Annotated in this window: 14 protein-coding genes; 1 reads left to right on the plus strand and 13 read right to left on the minus strand. The window is 38.7% G+C overall.

Going from position 1 to position 16,637, the window contains the following annotated elements:
* Positions 1-7: 7 nt before the first annotated feature.
* The 11 genes from GXK58_RS04835 to GXK58_RS04885 all read right to left on the minus strand — a co-directional run bounded on the left by GXK58_RS04835 (position 8) and on the right by GXK58_RS04885 (position 13,750).
* Positions 8-691: a hypothetical protein gene (locus GXK58_RS04835; RefSeq protein ID WP_160720398.1), complete on the minus strand. Its 684-nt coding sequence runs from the start codon at positions 689-691 to the stop codon at positions 8-10.
* 68 nt (positions 692-759) lie between these two features.
* On the minus strand, positions 760-3,369 hold the full coding sequence (gene adhE / locus GXK58_RS04840) for a bifunctional acetaldehyde-CoA/alcohol dehydrogenase (RefSeq protein WP_272928123.1): 2,610 nt from the start codon (positions 3,367-3,369) through the stop codon (positions 760-762).
* Positions 3,370-3,602: 233 nt separating this feature from the next.
* Complete coding sequence (gene ppc, locus GXK58_RS04845) at positions 3,603-6,359, minus strand: phosphoenolpyruvate carboxylase (protein ID WP_160720401.1); 2,757 nt, start codon at positions 6,357-6,359, stop codon at positions 3,603-3,605.
* 171 nt (positions 6,360-6,530) lie between these two features.
* Positions 6,531-7,853, minus strand: a complete 1,323-nt coding sequence (locus tag GXK58_RS04850) for a cadherin-like beta sandwich domain-containing protein (RefSeq protein ID WP_160720402.1) — start codon at positions 7,851-7,853, stop codon at positions 6,531-6,533.
* A gap of 176 nt (positions 7,854-8,029) precedes the next feature.
* Positions 8,030-8,479: a CoxG family protein gene (locus GXK58_RS04855; RefSeq protein WP_160720403.1), complete on the minus strand. Its 450-nt coding sequence runs from the start codon at positions 8,477-8,479 to the stop codon at positions 8,030-8,032.
* A 102-nt stretch (positions 8,480-8,581) separates the two neighbouring features.
* A complete protein-coding gene (locus tag GXK58_RS04860) occupies positions 8,582-9,763 on the minus strand; it encodes an LL-diaminopimelate aminotransferase (protein WP_160720405.1) in 1,182 nt (393 codons plus the stop codon).
* 181 nt (positions 9,764-9,944) lie between these two features.
* On the minus strand, positions 9,945-10,718 hold the full coding sequence (locus GXK58_RS04865) for a nucleotidyltransferase domain-containing protein (RefSeq protein ID WP_160720406.1): 774 nt from the start codon (positions 10,716-10,718) through the stop codon (positions 9,945-9,947).
* Positions 10,719-10,813: 95 nt separating this feature from the next.
* The gene (locus GXK58_RS04870; RefSeq protein ID WP_160720408.1) at positions 10,814-11,467 is read right to left on the minus strand and encodes a histidine phosphatase family protein; all 654 of its coding nucleotides are present in this window, start codon (positions 11,465-11,467) and stop codon (positions 10,814-10,816) included.
* Between the two features lie 187 nt (positions 11,468-11,654).
* Complete coding sequence (locus tag GXK58_RS04875; RefSeq protein WP_160720409.1) at positions 11,655-11,849, minus strand: IDEAL domain-containing protein; 195 nt, start codon at positions 11,847-11,849, stop codon at positions 11,655-11,657.
* A 157-nt stretch (positions 11,850-12,006) separates the two neighbouring features.
* Positions 12,007-12,849, minus strand: coding sequence for an ABC transporter permease subunit (locus GXK58_RS04880; protein WP_160720411.1), 843 nt, complete (start codon positions 12,847-12,849; stop codon positions 12,007-12,009).
* The gene (locus tag GXK58_RS04885) at positions 12,842-13,750 is read right to left on the minus strand and encodes an ABC transporter ATP-binding protein (RefSeq protein ID WP_237389566.1); all 909 of its coding nucleotides are present in this window, start codon (positions 13,748-13,750) and stop codon (positions 12,842-12,844) included. The genes GXK58_RS04880 and GXK58_RS04885 overlap by 8 nt, the downstream gene beginning before the upstream one ends.
* Before the next feature lie 239 nt (positions 13,751-13,989).
* Between GXK58_RS04885 and GXK58_RS04890 the strand changes: the two genes are divergently transcribed.
* Entirely contained in the window at positions 13,990-14,844 is an 855-nt protein-coding gene (locus GXK58_RS04890; protein WP_160720412.1) for an alpha/beta fold hydrolase, read from the plus strand.
* 33 nt (positions 14,845-14,877) lie between these two features.
* Here the strand turns inward: GXK58_RS04890 and GXK58_RS04895 are convergent, their stop codons facing one another.
* On the minus strand, positions 14,878-15,477 hold the full coding sequence (locus GXK58_RS04895) for a response regulator transcription factor (RefSeq protein WP_160720413.1): 600 nt from the start codon (positions 15,475-15,477) through the stop codon (positions 14,878-14,880).
* Positions 15,474-16,610 carry a sensor histidine kinase gene (locus GXK58_RS04900; protein ID WP_160720415.1) on the minus strand — a complete coding sequence of 379 codons (1,137 nt, stop codon included), beginning with the start codon at positions 16,608-16,610 and terminating at the stop codon, positions 15,474-15,476. Before GXK58_RS04900 ends, GXK58_RS04895 begins: the two co-directional genes overlap by 4 nt.
* Positions 16,611-16,637: the final 27 nt, after the last annotated feature.

Consider the following 16,637-nt stretch of genomic DNA (forward strand, 5'->3'; position numbering starts at 1 on the left):
CCCTTGATTATATTTTTGTAAGCTCTTCTGGCTTTTCCAAGTACTTATTAAGCGGAAACATTAATATCCTAATTTGTCTGGCAAATAGATTTACAAATGCCTTTTGGTTTTCGTAAATCAGGTTTCCTACTTGTTTGACAGTATTAATATATTGCTGTCTACTTCTCTTTCTAAGGGAAATAAACTGTTCAATTACCTCTAAATACTTATCGAAAGAAAGTGTACTGGCCACCCGTTGGCATGGGGCAGATAAAAGGCTAAGTGTTTTTTCCTGAATCTGATCAATCTGCTTATTAATATCTTCATAGGACTTTAGCGGGAAGAAATGCTGGAGGCTTGTGGTCGACATTAAAAATTCCTCTCTAGCTGCTAATTCCCATTTAGAGAATTCTTGATTAAATTGGGCAGCAAGTTCTCTGAGATTCCCCTTATTTCGCTCAATGCTTTCAGCAAATTGATTGGCAGCTTTTAAGAAAATGGCATCCCGCTGATCTGCGCGTTTCACCCACTCATCTAACTCACCATATGCATGGGACCAAAGCAAATCTAAGCTTGATAACTGTTCATTACTCTCAGCTTTTTTCACATCAGCCTCTCCTGCTGGTTGTTCGTTGGTCCGAGGGTCATCGACCTTGCTTCTATTTTGGTCAGTTTCCATTTTCAAGTCTGTTTCATTTTCTTTTTTAGCCATTTTCTACACACCCTTCCAGTGAAAAAAATTGGAATTTTTTAATTACTGTTTTAAAAAAGAGATTAGCATTAGACTCCTTCAAAAGCCTGTTGATAAATTTCCGCAAGTTCACTGATAAACGGCTGTTTTGGATTGGCAATTGTATCTTGATCATCGAAGGCAGTCTCTGCCAGTTGGGCGATCTTACTTTCGAATATCTCTTTTTTTACACCATTGGCTTGAATACTCATTGGAATATCCAGCTCGTTGGCTAAACCAATCACAGCCTTTATTAAACTATCAATTCCTTCCTCAGCAGTACTCGCAGGAAGACCAAGAAATCTAGCAATTTCTGCATAGCGTTCATCCGCAATAAAGTATTCATATTTAGGATAGGTCATGAATTTATTTGGTTTTGCGGCATTATATCGGATCACATGCGGTAAAAGTATGGCATTTGCACGACCATGCGATAGATTAAATTCAGCTCCTAACGCATGTGCAAGGCTATGGTTGATTCCTAAGAAAGAGTTAGCAAAAGCCATCCCGGCGATCGTTGAAGCATTATGCATTTTTTCCCGGGCCAGTTCATCACTGCCATCCCGATACGCTCTTGGCAGGTATTGAAATACAAGCTGTATCGCTTTTAGTGCAAGTCCATCTGTATAATCATTTGCCAGAACCGAAACATACGCTTCAATTGCATGTGTCAGAACATCCATTCCTGTATCAGCAGTTACCTGTTTTGGTACAGTCATTACGAACTGTGGGTCTACTATCGCTACATCAGGAGTTAATTGAAAATCGGCAATCGGAAACTTAATATTCACTTTTTTGTCTGTTATAACAGAGAATGCCGTCACTTCTGACCCTGTCCCAGAAGTAGTTGGAATCGCCACAAATTTTGCCTTGGTCCCCATGACAGGGAATTTAACAACACGTTTGGACGGATCAAAGAATTTTAGAGTTAAGCTCCGGAAATCTGTGTCAGGATGTTCGTAGAAGAGCCACATGGCTTTGGCTGCATCCATAACCGAACCACCGCCAAGTGCAATAATGCAATCTGGCTGGAACTGACGCATTCTTTCAGAACCATCCATGACAGTTTCTATACTCGGCTCAGGTTCAATAGTAGAAAAAGTTTCAAATTGAATACTATTTTGATTCTTCTTTAAGTAGTATAAGACCTTATCGACATACCCATTTTTCAACGGACTCCCACTTGTAACAATAAATGCTTTGTTGATACCTGGAATAGCGGCTAAGGTTTGAATGGAGTTCCTCTCAAAGAAAACTTGTGATGGGACTTTAAACCACTGTGTAAACGTCCTTCTTTTCGCCACCTTTTTTATGTTCATGAGATTTTGGGCTCCAACGTTCTGTGATACTGAGTTTCCTCCATAGGTTCCGCATCCTATTGTTAATGAAGGTAATGATGTATTATAGATATCTCCGATCGCACCATGAGTGGATGGGGTGTTAACGATAATTCGTCCAGCTTTCAACCGGATGGAAAAAATATCAACTAAATCCTGGTTGGATGTATGAATGGCTGCGGAATGGCCTAATCCTCCATATTCCAAGGTTTCATCGGCAATCTGTACGCCTTCAGCAAAACTATTAACCTTGTAGCATGCCAATATCGGACTTAACTTTTCGCAGGATAACGGCTCATTCGGACCGACTTCCTCTAACTCAGCAATTAATATTTTAGTATGGGCAGGAACCTTTATTCCGGCAAGCTTGGCAATCATAACAGCAGGCAGGCCTACAATTAAATTATTAATTGTTCCTTTTTTTCCAAAAATGACTGCCTTTTCCAGCATTTCAAGTTCTTGTGGACTTAGAAAATAGCAATTATTAGAAATGAACTCCTGCTTTACCTCTTTATATATTTCTTGGTCAATAATTAGGGCTTGTTCTGAAGCACAAATCATACCGTTATCAAATGTCTTAGAGAGAATAACGTCGTTGACAGCCCTCTTGATATTGGCTGTTTTTTCAATATAACAAGGGACATTCCCTGCGCCAACTCCTAGTGCAGGTTTTCCTGAACTGTAGGCCGCCTTTACTAAGTTAGGTCCGCCTGTAGCGAGGATAAGTGAGATCTTCGGATGTCTCATTAAGATACGAAAGGCTTCATGTGACGGTGATTCAATCCACTGGATGCAATTGTCGGGAGCTCCTGCTCTCATTGCCGCCGCCTTTAGTATTTCTGCTGTTTCTGAACAGCATTTTTGACCATATTGTGGAAAGGCAAAAATAATTGGATTTCGAGTTTTTAGAGAAATTAAAGATTTAAAGATAACCGTAGATGTAGGGTTAGTTATTGGGATGACACCAGCTATGATCCCTACTGGCTCGGCAATCTCGACCATCCCTTCATTTTCATTCTCACTAATGACCCCAACTGTCTTCATATCACGAATATTATTGTAGATAAATTCTGTAGCGAACATATTTTTAAAAACCTTGTCTTCATATACACCACGTCTAGTTTCCGTCACTGCAAGTTTGGCTAATTGTTTATGATTTTCAAGTGCGGCTAATGCCATTTCTTTCACAATTCTATCGATCATTTCCTGTGTATAGCAGCGAAATTCACCTAAAGCCTTTTCGGCATTCGTTGCTAACGTATCAATAGCGTTTGAAACTGTTTGTTTTTCTTGAACTGCTTTTTCTTCTACAGCCATTAGGATCACCTCAAAATTTGTCAATCTTCTACAAATACAAAATGAACGAACAAACGAAAACTCCAATTTTTACTTCTGGCTAAAATATATCACTTTGGAAATGTCGAAATACGTAGAAATTTGCGAGGAAATGAATGAATAGCCATTCATTTTGTAAAAGTTCAATAAATGTTCATAATTAGCGATAAAAAAAGGCCATAAACCCTATATGAAAGAGTTTATGGCCTTTTCGTTTGATATCAGCCTGTATTACGAAGTCCCGCTGAAATACCACTAATGGTAAGGAGCACTTCGGTTAATAGTTCATCATTGGTATCTTGCTTACGCAGTTCTTTAATCAGTTCAACTTGTAAAAAGTTTAATGGGTCTACGTATGGATTTCTTCTAAAAACTGATTCTTTAATATTTGGAGTATGGTCTAGTAATTCCTTATCTCCAGTAATTTTTAGCAGAATATCTTTTGTTGTTTCGTATTCCTCTAGGATATTCGTAAATATCCTGTCCGCAATCGTTTTATCTTCAACAAGTGATAAATATTCTTTTGCAGTATGGATATCAGCTTTCATTAACGCCATGTTCAAATTATCAATCGTTGATTTGAAGAATGGCCATTTTAAATACATTTCCTGTAGAAGCTGTAAATTGGCCTCATCTTTGGATGCAAAGCTTTCTAAACCTGTTCCAGCAGCATACCAAGCAGGTATAAGCTGACGGCTTTGTGTCCAGGCAAATACCCATGGAATGGCCCTTAAGTCCTCAAAGCGGCCTTTATTTTTACGGCTCATCGGTCTTGATCCGATGTTTAAGTCGCCAATTTCCTTAAGTGGAGTGGCTTGATTAAAGTAAGTAAGGAAATCAGGGTCTTCAAAAACAAGTGACTGGTATTTGGATAAGGCATAACCAGAAATTTCCTCAATGGCTTCTTCCCACGCACCGTCGCGTAACTCCTCCTGACCTTTTTGCGAAACGTGTGCAACTAATAGAAGGAGGGTCGATGTTGCCTGTTCTAAGCTGCGATAAGCAATATCTTCCAGTAAATATCTCGAAGATAAAACCTCACCTTGCTCAGTGATTTTTACCCCATCACCAACGGTTTCAGCCGGCTGCGATAGAATGCTCTTATTTAGCGTACCGCCGCCTCGGCCTAATGAACCGCCTCGGCCATGGAAAAACTTCGGACCGATGTTGTATCTTTTCGCCAACTCATGAATTTCAATCTGGGCTTTATACAGCTTCCAGTTCGCCGTTAATGTCCCTCCGTCTTTACTTCCATCGGAGTAGCCAAGCATGATCTCCTGCTGGTTCCCTAAAATTTCCAAATGTTTACGGTAAATTGGCATTTCAAATAGGGTTTGCATAATTTCCGGACCCGCTGTTAAGTCATCAATCGTTTCTAAAAGCGGTGCAACATTTAGGTGGCTTTCAAGTGTACCGTCCGCATGAAGACGATATAGACCAGCTTCTTTAGCAAAAACAAGTACTTCTAATAAGTCACTTGCAGATCTTGTCATACTCACAAGATAAACGGAGATTGCACGTTTGCCAAATACATCATGTGCCTCCTTTATCATTTGGAATACTTTGATCATTTCTTGTGTTTCTGCTGTATAGTCTTCATTCAAAAGTAAAAGTGGGCGTGGATCCATTAGGATCTTTTCAAGCAGCTGTAATTTTTCCTGTTCAGAAAGCTCTGCATAGTTTTCAGTCATTCTGACTTTGCGCAGGATTTCTGTCATTGCCGCCTCATGTTCTCCGCTATGATTTCTGATATCAAGCGTAGCCAAGTGGAAGGCGAATAATTGTACTTGTCTGATTAACTTTTGGATGGTCTTTAACTCATGATCACTAGGATGATGTTTTTTAAGACTTCTATTAATCATTTTTAAGTCAGCGAGTAATTCATCTGCTGTATTATAGCCAATCTCTGATTTACCTACCTGCCTAACGCGTTCAATAATCACCGCAACGACACGACGGTAAACCTCTGTTTGATTTGGCCACTTTTTATCATCTGTTAAGTATAAATCTTCTTTTTCCTCAAGGAATGTAAGAATTTCCTGATCGACATTCACCCTTGTTGAAGAGTGGCTGTATCTTTTCATAATTTCTACTAACACGCTTTTATATTTCTTTAATACTAATCTTCGATGTCTTTTTAATGTTTCCCATGTTACATCACTGGTTACGTTCGGATTACCATCGCGGTCCCCGCCAATCCATGATCCAAAACGTAGGAAGTTAGGAACATTCCAAGAGCTATCTGGGTAATATCTTTCAAGGCAATTTGCTACCTCCTGATGAATTTCAGGAAGGACCTCAAAAAGGGTTTGATCAAAATAATAAAGACCATTACGTACTTCATCCAACACTGTTGGCTTGTGGTCACGTAATTCATCGGTCTGCCAAAGAATCGCTACCTCGTTAAATAGACTGTCCTCAAGCTTTTTCTGTTCCCTAGCCGATAAAAGCGGATGATCCAAATTTTTTAAAATAGCGGCAATTCTCTGCTGAATCTCGAGAATAGAACGTTTGGTAGCCTCAGTCGGATGAGCAGTTATGACGAGCTCTAGAGATAATGTGTTTAAGGCCTTTTGAATAATATCTTCACTAATTTCATGCTCTTTTAACTTAAGAATGGCACTCTCAATAGATGCAGGCTGAACATTATTTCCTTCTTCCATCTGATATTGTCTGCGTCTGCGAATACGGTGATTTTGTTCCGCGGCATTTATTAAATGGAAATACATTGAAAATGCTCGGATGACTTGTTTACGCAATGGAGTATCAAGGCTAGAAATCTCCTTCTTTAATTCCACGTAAATTCCTTCGTCAAAGTGCTCGCGTAATGTTTTACACATGAGCCTTATCTTTTCCACCTTATCTAATAGCTCGGGACCGACATGATTAACAAGGATTTCACCAAGCATATTTCCTAGTAATTTAACATCGCGACGCAATGGAAGACTGCTGTCATTTACTTTCAATTCTGTTGTCATTCTATCACCTTCCCCTTAATTCAAAAAATTCATTAAATTTTTTATATATAAATATAACATATATTTTCAAAACATGTTCAACTTTTTGTCTCGCTATTCTATTTTTTCTAAAAAAAATAAACCTGACTGTCATTTTACAGGTTTATTTTTCTTTATTTACTAGGCTTCTCATTAACTCTCTGTTCTATCAAACACTAGTACATAGGTTTTCCGATCAGTGTCATCGTAGGTAACCCTAATGGAAATAACTGTTTTATTATCCTCGTCTAACTGGATGGTTTTACTAGTTCCACCTTCAATTGTAATATCCGAACTGCTGGAACTTGCTGTTGGACTGATAGTAACCGTTTGTGTATCACTTGGAACGGAAATATGGTAGGTATACTCGCTTGAAGTAAATGTGCTGTCCCATGTTCCTTCAGATACAGTCAGTTTTGACAGGGTAGCATTACTCGTTTTTTCAGTGGTGCCTGATGCTCCCTGCATAGCCCCCGCACCAGTTTGATTGGTTGTGTTCGTTTGACCTGAAGCAGGACTTCCAGCCTGAGCTGCGATTCCACTTCCGCTTTTTCCTGAAACATTACTTCCACTTTGAGTGAAACTGCTACTTCCTGATGGAACGGATCCTCCATTACCGGATGGGGTTGATCCACCGCTTCCTGTTGAGGTTGACCCACTGCCTCCTGATTGAGTTGATCCGCTGCTTCCTGATTGAGTTGATCCGCTGCTTCCTGATTGAGTTGATCCGCTGCTTCCACCTTGTGCAGGGGTTTTACCTGTTTCTTGCGATGCAGCTTGACGTTCCACATGAATCGTATACCTTAGTTTCGAGCCATTCTCAGCAGTCACCGCAATAAGTATATCCGATTTGCCTACAGGTATATTCACCAGCACACCGTTCTCGGTAACTTCCGCCCCATTTAGTTCCACTACTGCTGTTTTTTCTTCAGCAGTTGGCAAAACTGTAATAGTTTGTGTTGAATTAGGCAGTTGTACATTATATTCTTTCACGGCTGAAGAAAAGGCAGGAGATAGTTTCCCCGTTGATAATTTGATATTTTGCAGTAAATTATTACTATTTTGCTCTCTATTTACAGTTAAAGTGTAGGTATTCGTTAAATTTGTGCTGGAATCCTTTACTGTGATAAGAAAGATATTTTGCCCGGTTTGCAATGAGTATGAATCAGCTGTACCGCTTGCCACCGTTTTATTGTTGATGCTGATTATGGAATTGGCATTGCTTCCTTCAACAAAAATTTGAATGGATTCCGTTTCATTGTCAACTGCAGCTGAGTATTGATTAATATCTGCTGAAAAGTCTTGATCGAGCTTGACTCCTTCAATTTCGAGTTTGGCAAGTGTATTGGATGTTTGACTTACTTGTGTCACAACCTCTTCAGCATAGACAGTTGGCAGATTGTAGCCTGTTCCGAGACCAAGTATGGAGACAATAAGGACAGCATTGAGTCCCTTTTTGGGTATTTTGGTTAGCATGGTTAATCCTCCCACTTTTACTAAGTGATTTTGGACTAACCTTACCATGGGATGCTTAAGATAATCTTAATTTTTATTTATGTACCCGTTAAGTGTTTACCCTCTTACAAAATGAATGAAACCTACTTTTTTAAAAAAATACCCCAACCCTGATAAGAGGATTGCGGCTTGGACAGCTACCTATTATTAAATTCTTCGAGTTTGGAAGAGATGGCAGCTGCCACCTCCTCATCGGACAGGTTGACGCCCTTTTTGAAAAGAGTATTGGCGAGTGTTCCCATGGGGCCTGTTGCATTTATATCAAGGAATCCGGTCAGCCGTGTCCTTTGTTTGTTTAATGCTTTTGCCTCAAAGTATCCCTCCCCAAGATACTTTTCATTTTTTCGTCGAAGTTCAAAGCTTACTTTGCTTGGTTCATTCCACTCTTTGATATCAATTATTAAAATGACCTTTTTTTTCATAACGCCAAGATCACTTTTAAATTCCCAGCTGATTTGCCGATCATTTATTTTTTGATGTTGAATATAGCCCGGGACTAGCGGTGCCCAATTATTTTCATCTCGAATAAAGTCCCATATGACTTCAATCGGGATATCTAATTCTAAGTGTTGTAGTTCGCTTGGCATGATTGTATCCCTCTTTCATTAGCAATGTAAAAGACCTTCATGGGCTGAAGGTCTTTTTTTAAATATATATATGTTAGCTTAATTGTTAATAGAATAATATCGTTAATTGTTTATTAAACGCTCAGTTAAAAATTGCTCAATTCTTTCAGCTGCCTGGGATAGTTGTTCGCTAGGCTGAACTAAGGCAATGCGGACATACCCCTCCCCTAGTGCACCAAAAGCGTCACCCGGGATAACAGCTACACCAGCTTTTTCAATTAATTCAAACGCAAATTGACGAGACGTCCATCCCTCAGGTATCTTCGCCCAGACAAACATCGTGGCTTTTGATTTTTCGACCTGCCAGCCGCTTTTCAAGAGCCCGGAAATCAATGTATCCCTGCGGTGCTCATATTCCCTGACCTGCTCGCGAAGATAGGAAAAATCCGAAGTTAGTGCTTTTACTGCTGCCTGCTGAATCGGATAAAATACCCCATAATCGATATTCGATTTAAATGTTGCTAATAGATGAATGGCTTGTTCATTTCCGACCACATACCCAATCCGGCAGCCGGCCATATTAAACGTTTTAGAAAGCGAGTTAAATTCTATCCCTACCTCTTTTGCCCCTTGAACAGACATAAAACTAATTTGTGGATGATTATCAAAAATTAGTTCCGAATAAGCAAAATCATGCACAACTAAAATGTTATATGTCTTTGCAAATTCTATAACTTCTTCAAAAAAAACCTTATCTCCCAAGGCGGTTACCGGATTCCCAGGGTAACTAAGAATCATCATTTTCGTCTTCTGTAAAACTTCTTTAGGGATCTTATTTAAATCTGGTAAAAACCTATTCTCTGCAAGTAATGGCATCGGATAAATAATGCCGCCGGCAATATTGACACTCGCTTCATAAATGGGGTAACCAGGGTCTGGCACTAAAACATATTCCCCAGGGTTAATGATGCTAGTTGCTAAATGAGCCAAACCGTCCTGAGAACCCATCAGCTGAAGGACCTCTTTTTCAGGATTCACATCTACCTCATACCGCTGTTTATAGAAGTAACAAACTGCCTCATTAAATTCAGCGATTCCTCTTAAGGTATATCCATATTTACTTGTATCTTTTACTGCTTCTGCTAATTGCTCGACAACAAAGGACGGCGGCGGCATATCCGGACTTCCGACACTTAGGTCGATAACGTTTTTTCCTTTTTTCATTGCCTCCATTTTCCTGTCAGCGACTTCTTGAAAAATACTTGCTGACATTTTTTGCAGTTTTTCAGAACCGATGAGCTTCATAGACATTCCCCTCAAATTTTGATACTTTCATAATTTTTTATTATTTTAACATATTTCTAACTATATTGACCTTTTGAACTATTCTTTAAAAATAATTACGGTCACATCTGCAAAAGAAACTTTACTTGAAAAATTAAATAACAAAAAGCCCTCCAAATGGGGGGCTAAAATAAATCGTTTTTTACTTATTCCAGACTTCTTCCAGCATTTCTCTGAACAAGTGATCTAAATGGGGACTCATAACTATCTTGGATACATTTTGTCTAGCGGCATATTCCTCTAAATGGTTAATTTCCTTATCAATGAACTCTTGAAGGATAGAAAGTTTTCCTTTATAGCTTGTCTGGTCACGATTCACTTTTCTGTCTATTAGAGATTGAATTTCGAACTTTACCACTTCCTCATTGATCACTTGCTCGATTAAAAGGGACAATTCATTTGGCGGGAAGCTGTTGTGCTTTTCTATCCATTTGCAAGCTAAGATAGGACGAATGACGTTCAAGCACCGCTTACTGTTCACGGAGATGCTTTGTTTACTATCCTTTAGACTACCTTTTGCCATTTTTAAATAATGAAAGAGAGCTGACTTTGGTTGGAATAATTGACTTTCGAGCTTTTTCATTTTTTTTAGCAGGGAAAATTCTTCATAGTAGACGATATGTGAATGAAGCCATTCCAACAAAGAAGGGTTTGATTTTTTAAAAAGCTGGAGGGCCTTTCGCAAATCCCATCCATTCATATCGAGCTGCTCATTGATTGGCAGCTCAATGACGTCGCGTTTTTGATCGATTGACAGGTACCAATCTAACGTATGAAGATAAATGAAGCGGACATCATAGTCACTATCCTCTGAAGAGGTTCCCCAGGCCCGGCTTCCCGTTTCAACAGCAAAACATATTTTCACTTCAAATTGCTGCTCGATCTTTTTTAATTCCTTAATGATGATTTCTTCCACATGACCCTCTCCAAAGATAATTTTTATTTTCTATTTTCCACTAATCAAACAGCTTTTATAGAAAAAAGTAACAGGACCAAATTTGGCCCTGTTACTTATTGATTAAAGGAAATGACCTTAAATAAATCCGTTGAATACTCGAGAATAGAGACACTGGAGTTTTTAATTTCCATGGCATGGTCAAATTCCTGAGAAAATTTACTAACAATATTTCTGATGATCACCCCGTGAGTCACAAGCAGTATGTTTTCATTATCACGTGAATTGGTTGAGATGATCTCATTTAGTCCTTTTTCAATTCGTTCCCATAGCTCAAGATAATTTTCAGCATGATGAAACGGGTCCGATTGCTTAATAAAGTTCATTACTTCTTCCAAGGTATGCTTTTGGAACAATTCCTTCGGGCTCGAACAGCCATTGTCTTGTGCAATTTGACGAAAGGCAGCTTCTGAATATTCTCCCTCAAAGCTTCCAAAAAAGCTTTCTCGAAAGGCTTTTCTTCTGTTGATGGTCAAATTGTTTTTGGATTGATTTTGCTGGAGGATTAATTCAGCTGTTTCAACAGTCCTGCCTGAATCACTTGTATAAATTCTATCAAACTGTACTTCTGAAAGTCGTTTCCCCGTTTCCATTGCGACAGCTCTTCCTTCTTCTGTCAGTGGACTATCAGCCCAGCCCTGCATCTTTTTATATCGATTTAAATAAGTTTCTCCATGCCTTATTAAATATAAATTAAATTTCGTATCCATCTCATTCACCTGCACTATGTTTGTTTTTGTCATTTAACACTCGTTGAAATTGATTATATCAGTATTGGATCCCTATTTGTAACAACACTTTTTATTAAGGGATTTCGCTAAGTCAGATAAGCAGAAAAAAACCCTTATCCTGTTCATGGATAGGGCCTTTTAAAATATTCGATTAGAATAATAAATGTTATGAAATCTTCTTTAGCTCTTCAGTTAACTGTAGGAATAGTTCTTTATTCCCTTCTTGTAATGTTTGGTCGATTTCCTTTCGGATCTTCTCCCTTTTAAATTCAAGCAGGACATTGTTTAGGAACATTTCAGCAATAACAGCATCTTGATTCTCATCCGAATGTTGTGGCGAATTAAGTAATTTCTTTTCCATGGAAATCAACTCCTTGAGCTTTTTTTCATTATACAAGGAGTTTTCTAAAAATTCAAACATTTTATTTCAATTTTTTAAAAAAATTTTTGTGATACCCTTTTGGTGCCTGGCACCAAAGAAAGACACTGTTCATACCAAGTGCACACTCGTAAGACATTTAGTGGATTTGGCTTTCAAATAATGTGTTTCGCTGATTATATTTTGTAATGATCTTTAGTAAGAAAACATTGGCAATCAGGAGGCCTGCCCCGATGAGGAGGAGTATGAACGGACTTAAGAAGAACATACCACTTGCCTGGCTGATAATAAGGCCTACTACCGGCAGGACCATCATGCCGCCAAATTGCTGGGCTTCTTGAAAGGATTTCACTCTTGCTGACACTAAAACGTTTAGAATAATGTTAAAAATAACCACTGCCGGAATGACCCACAACATTAATAAAAGCCATGTAGAATTTAAAAATAATACTTCCTTAAAATACGGGTATGTAATTAAATTTACCATAACCGCATTGATTATAAAGGCGGCAAGGGAAATAAGCAGGGAAGGAATAAAAGCGGCAATCACTTTCCCAACAAACAGCTCCTTTACGCTAATCGGAGCAAACAATAATGTTTCTAATGTGTGCCTTTCTTTTTCTCCGGCAAAACTATTAGAAGCTGTTACCATCGAATTGATTATCGCTGCCATTAAGAAAAAGGGAATCATCATAAAGTTTACAAAGAAATAAACTGATTTGTATTCTAATGTTGGCAATGAAGCGAGTGTGCTCCGCATTTTTTCATCCGGAAAGCTTCTAATAAGATCATTGATCGGCTTTTCTAAATCATTGCCTGAATCTCCTAAGAAGCTCGTATGAATACCAATGTAGGCAAACAAAGCCGGAAACAAAATACAGAGGAATACAGGCAGGATGATCATTGGAACCCAAACCTTTTTGGAAGAAAAAGTTGACTTAAGATCCTTTTGGACAATGGCCGTTAGAATTCGTTTATTCACGGTCCTCACCTCTAATTTTGAAATAAAGTGTTTCAAGTCCTCTATTCATAATCTCACTGGAATAAACCCAGGACTCTGTGAGGATTTCCTTGAGGAGCGGGCTAATCTCTTCCCTTGATTGCAGTGTGAATTCCAGTTCGGTCATACTTTTTCTAACGTATGGATATCCCCTATAAAACTGAGGATCAGGTGGCTGTAAGCCTGTTTCTACTAAAAGTTTAATTTCCGTTAAGTATTTTTCCTCCAACTCTCTCCTTGTTCCCTTTTCAATCAAACGCCCTTCTGAAAGGAACAGAAAAGAATCACAAACGGTTTCAAGCTGGTGAAGGACATGGGAGCAAATCAAAATCGTCACTCCTTCTTCTTTGTTCACCTTCTTCAATAATCGTATAACATCATTAATCCCCTCTGGATCGAGCCCATTTGTTGGTTCATCAAGAAATAACAGTCTTGGTTTATGAATCAATGCTTTTGCTAAGGAGATTCTTTTCTTCATACCTGTTGAAAACGTACCAACCAGTTGGTCTTTTTTATCGTAAAGTTCAAACTGCTCTAACAAGTACCTAATCCGCTTTTTGTCGTAGGTATTGTAAATCTTTGAAAAGAATACAAGATTGTCCCACGCGCTCATGTCATGGTAGAGAGCCGCACTCTCTGTTACAATGCCTGCTCTTTCACGAATTTTATCTCCGTGAGGTTTAGGATCAAGATTTAATACCTTCATGGTACCGTTTGTGGCATCAATAACCCCATTAAGCAGCCGAATAAGTGTCGTCTTGCCAGCTCCATTTGGCCCAAGAAGGCCATTAACCGTACCTTCACCAATTGAAAACGATACATCCTTGATAATCGAACGGCCATTAAACTCCTTATCGACATGGTAAGCCTCTATAATATTCAAATCTTCTCCCCCCAAACGGTGCCAGGCACCATTAATATACATTTGTCCATATAGAGCGAACACTAGATTGGATGTCTTTTATTTAATCTTAACAGATTAAGTTAGTCATTTTGTACTACTTTTTTGAAATTTGGGCCACTTTTCCCTTAAATTTCCTCATCCTATTTGTGGCATTTTTTCTGGGAGATGGGGGAAATTAAGGGCATCAATTCTTTGTGGAGCAGGCAGGAGGGATATGTATGGAGCAGAATGCTTTTACCGGGCATCAAACGGTAAATAATATTAATGTTTATTACGAATTTTATCCTCATCAAACAGCTAAAGAGACGTTTGTTTTATTACATGGATTTCTTTCTTCTACCTTTACCTTTCGCCATTTAATCACCTTATTGAAAAAAGATTATCAGGTTTTATCCATTGATCTTCCTCCATTCGGCAAAAGCGAGAAATGTAATCAATACGTGTATTCATATAAAAACCTGGCCCATACTGTGATAAAACTGACTGAATCCTTAGGACTAACAAAGATGACCTTTATCGGACATTCCATGGGAGGGCAAATCGTCCTGAATATCCTACATATCATGCCGGATATCGCAGATAAAGCGATTCTTCTTTGCAGCTCGGCTTACTTAAAACGTTCTAAATTACCTTTAATCTTAACCAGCTATCTGCCTTATTTTCATCGCTTTGTTAAATATTATTTTGCCCGTACCGGAGTAAAGAAAAACCTCCAGGAAGCCTTATATAACCATTCCATTATTAATGAGGATATGATTAACGGTTATCTCCAGCCGTTTTTACAAGACGAAATTTTCAGAGCCCTAACGAGGATGATCCGTGACCGGGAAGGAGATTTGCCCGGTGAAGTACTTAACCAAATTCAAACACCATGTTTGTTAATTTGGGGCGACCACGATAAATCCATGCCTCTTAAAGTGGGTGAGCAGTTAAATAAGGATTTAGTAAATTCTGAACTGATTGTTCTAAAAGAAACCGGTCATGCTGTTCCAGAAGAACGTCCACATGAGGTTTTTGAATATATTAAAAATTTTCTTGAAAAATACCAAAGGATAGTCGAAAGCGCCACTTAAGCAAAAACAAAGGTGTATTCCTGGGAATACACCTCATTTAAACCAGCCCTTTTCTTTTGATTGGGTGATAGCCTCGATTCTGTTTTTTACTTCCAGTTTGTCTAAAATAATCGAAATATAATTCCGTACGGTACCTGTTTTGATGCTCAAAGTCTCAGCGATTTCTTTTGTATTTTTTCCATCTGCCACTAGCTCTAACACTTCTTTTTCCCTGTCAGTCAATGGATTTTCTTCCCCATACACATCATCCATTAATTCAGGGGCATAAATACGCCTGCCTGACATTACGTTTCGAATGGAGCTGGCCAACTCTTCACTCGGACTATCCTTTAACAAATACCCGCTGACTCCTGCCTTTAAGGCACGCTGAAAATACCCGGTCCGTGCAAAGGTAGTTAAAATAATAACCTTACATCCAAGACCTTTCAGTTCTTCCGCAGCCTCTAAACCGCTTTTACCTGGCATTTCAATGTCCATGATGCAGACATCAGGCTTATATTTCTTAACAAGTGCGACAGCCTCTTCTCCATTTGTAGCTTTTCCAACCACTTCCATATCATCTTCCAAATTTAACAGAGAGCCAAATGCGCCTAGAAGCATTTGTTGGTCTTCCGCAATCACAATACTAATCATTTGCGTCCCTCCTCATCGATTGGCTTAACATCATTTGGTACAGTAATGATTATAGTAGTTCCGTTTTCGGTTAATAACTCTAAGTTGCCGTTAATAAATTCAAGACGTTCTTTCATACCAATTAATCCATGGCCTTCACACAGCTTATCGGGAGCCCCTTTAAAGACACCATCATCATGAATCTTCAAAACAGTTTCCTTCGATAATTGTGAAATGGAAATAGAACAAGTACTTGCCCCGCTATGCTTCACCACATTGTTGACTGCTTCTTTTAAACACATACTTAGGATATTTTCGGTTAGCAGCGAAACATTCTGCAAAGCAAACTCACCTTGGGATTCAAAGTTAATTTGAGCAGCTTTTATCATTTGTTTAACCCTGAATATCTCATCTTTCAGTCTAATACCCCGCATAGAAGAAACCAGTTTTCTTACTTCGCTTAAAGCCGTTCGTGCCGTCTGCTGGACATCCTTTAGTTCATCTCTTGCCTGCTCAGGATCCTTCAAAATTAATTTTCGAGCCAAATCCGTTTTTAGGCCGATAAGGGACAGTTTTTGTCCAAGTGTATCATGCAAATCACGGGCAATCCGATTTCGTTCCTCCATTATAACGAGTTCTGATATCCTCTTATTCGCATCCTCAAGCTTTTCTTCCAGTTGGCCGCGCTCTTTCCTGTTATGAATACTGAATGGCAGGAGAATGACACTAATCCAAATAATAATGACAAATGGCAATTGTTGAAGGAACAGTTTTTCTTGCATCACTATATTATAGTTTATCGATACGGAGGTACATATTAAATGTATAAAGTATAAGGTTAAAAAGGCAATTCGGTCTTTGATGTTGCCGATAAAATACGCAAGAAAAAAAGCAAAATACACATAACTATAGAGACTGGATGCGGTAATCGAAATCCCAATGAGTATTAAAGTCCATAGATAGACAGGCCATCCCTTGGAGATAAACGCAATCCGGTATAGGATAAAAAACACCAAAGTCAGTAATATTCCTAGGACAATACCAATCGTAGATGACGACTGGAATATAAAATAAAAAGGAAGAATACAAAGAATGGTCCAGATATACGGGGCAATTCCATTATTTTTTTCAAAAGCTAAATATCTTTTTATCATATTCATTACCTCAGGTTCATGCTGGTG

It is taken from the genome of Bacillus sp. USDA818B3_A, from assembly GCF_009928415.1.
In the GTDB taxonomy this organism is placed as follows: Bacteria; Bacillota; Bacilli; order Bacillales; family Cytobacillaceae; genus Neobacillus.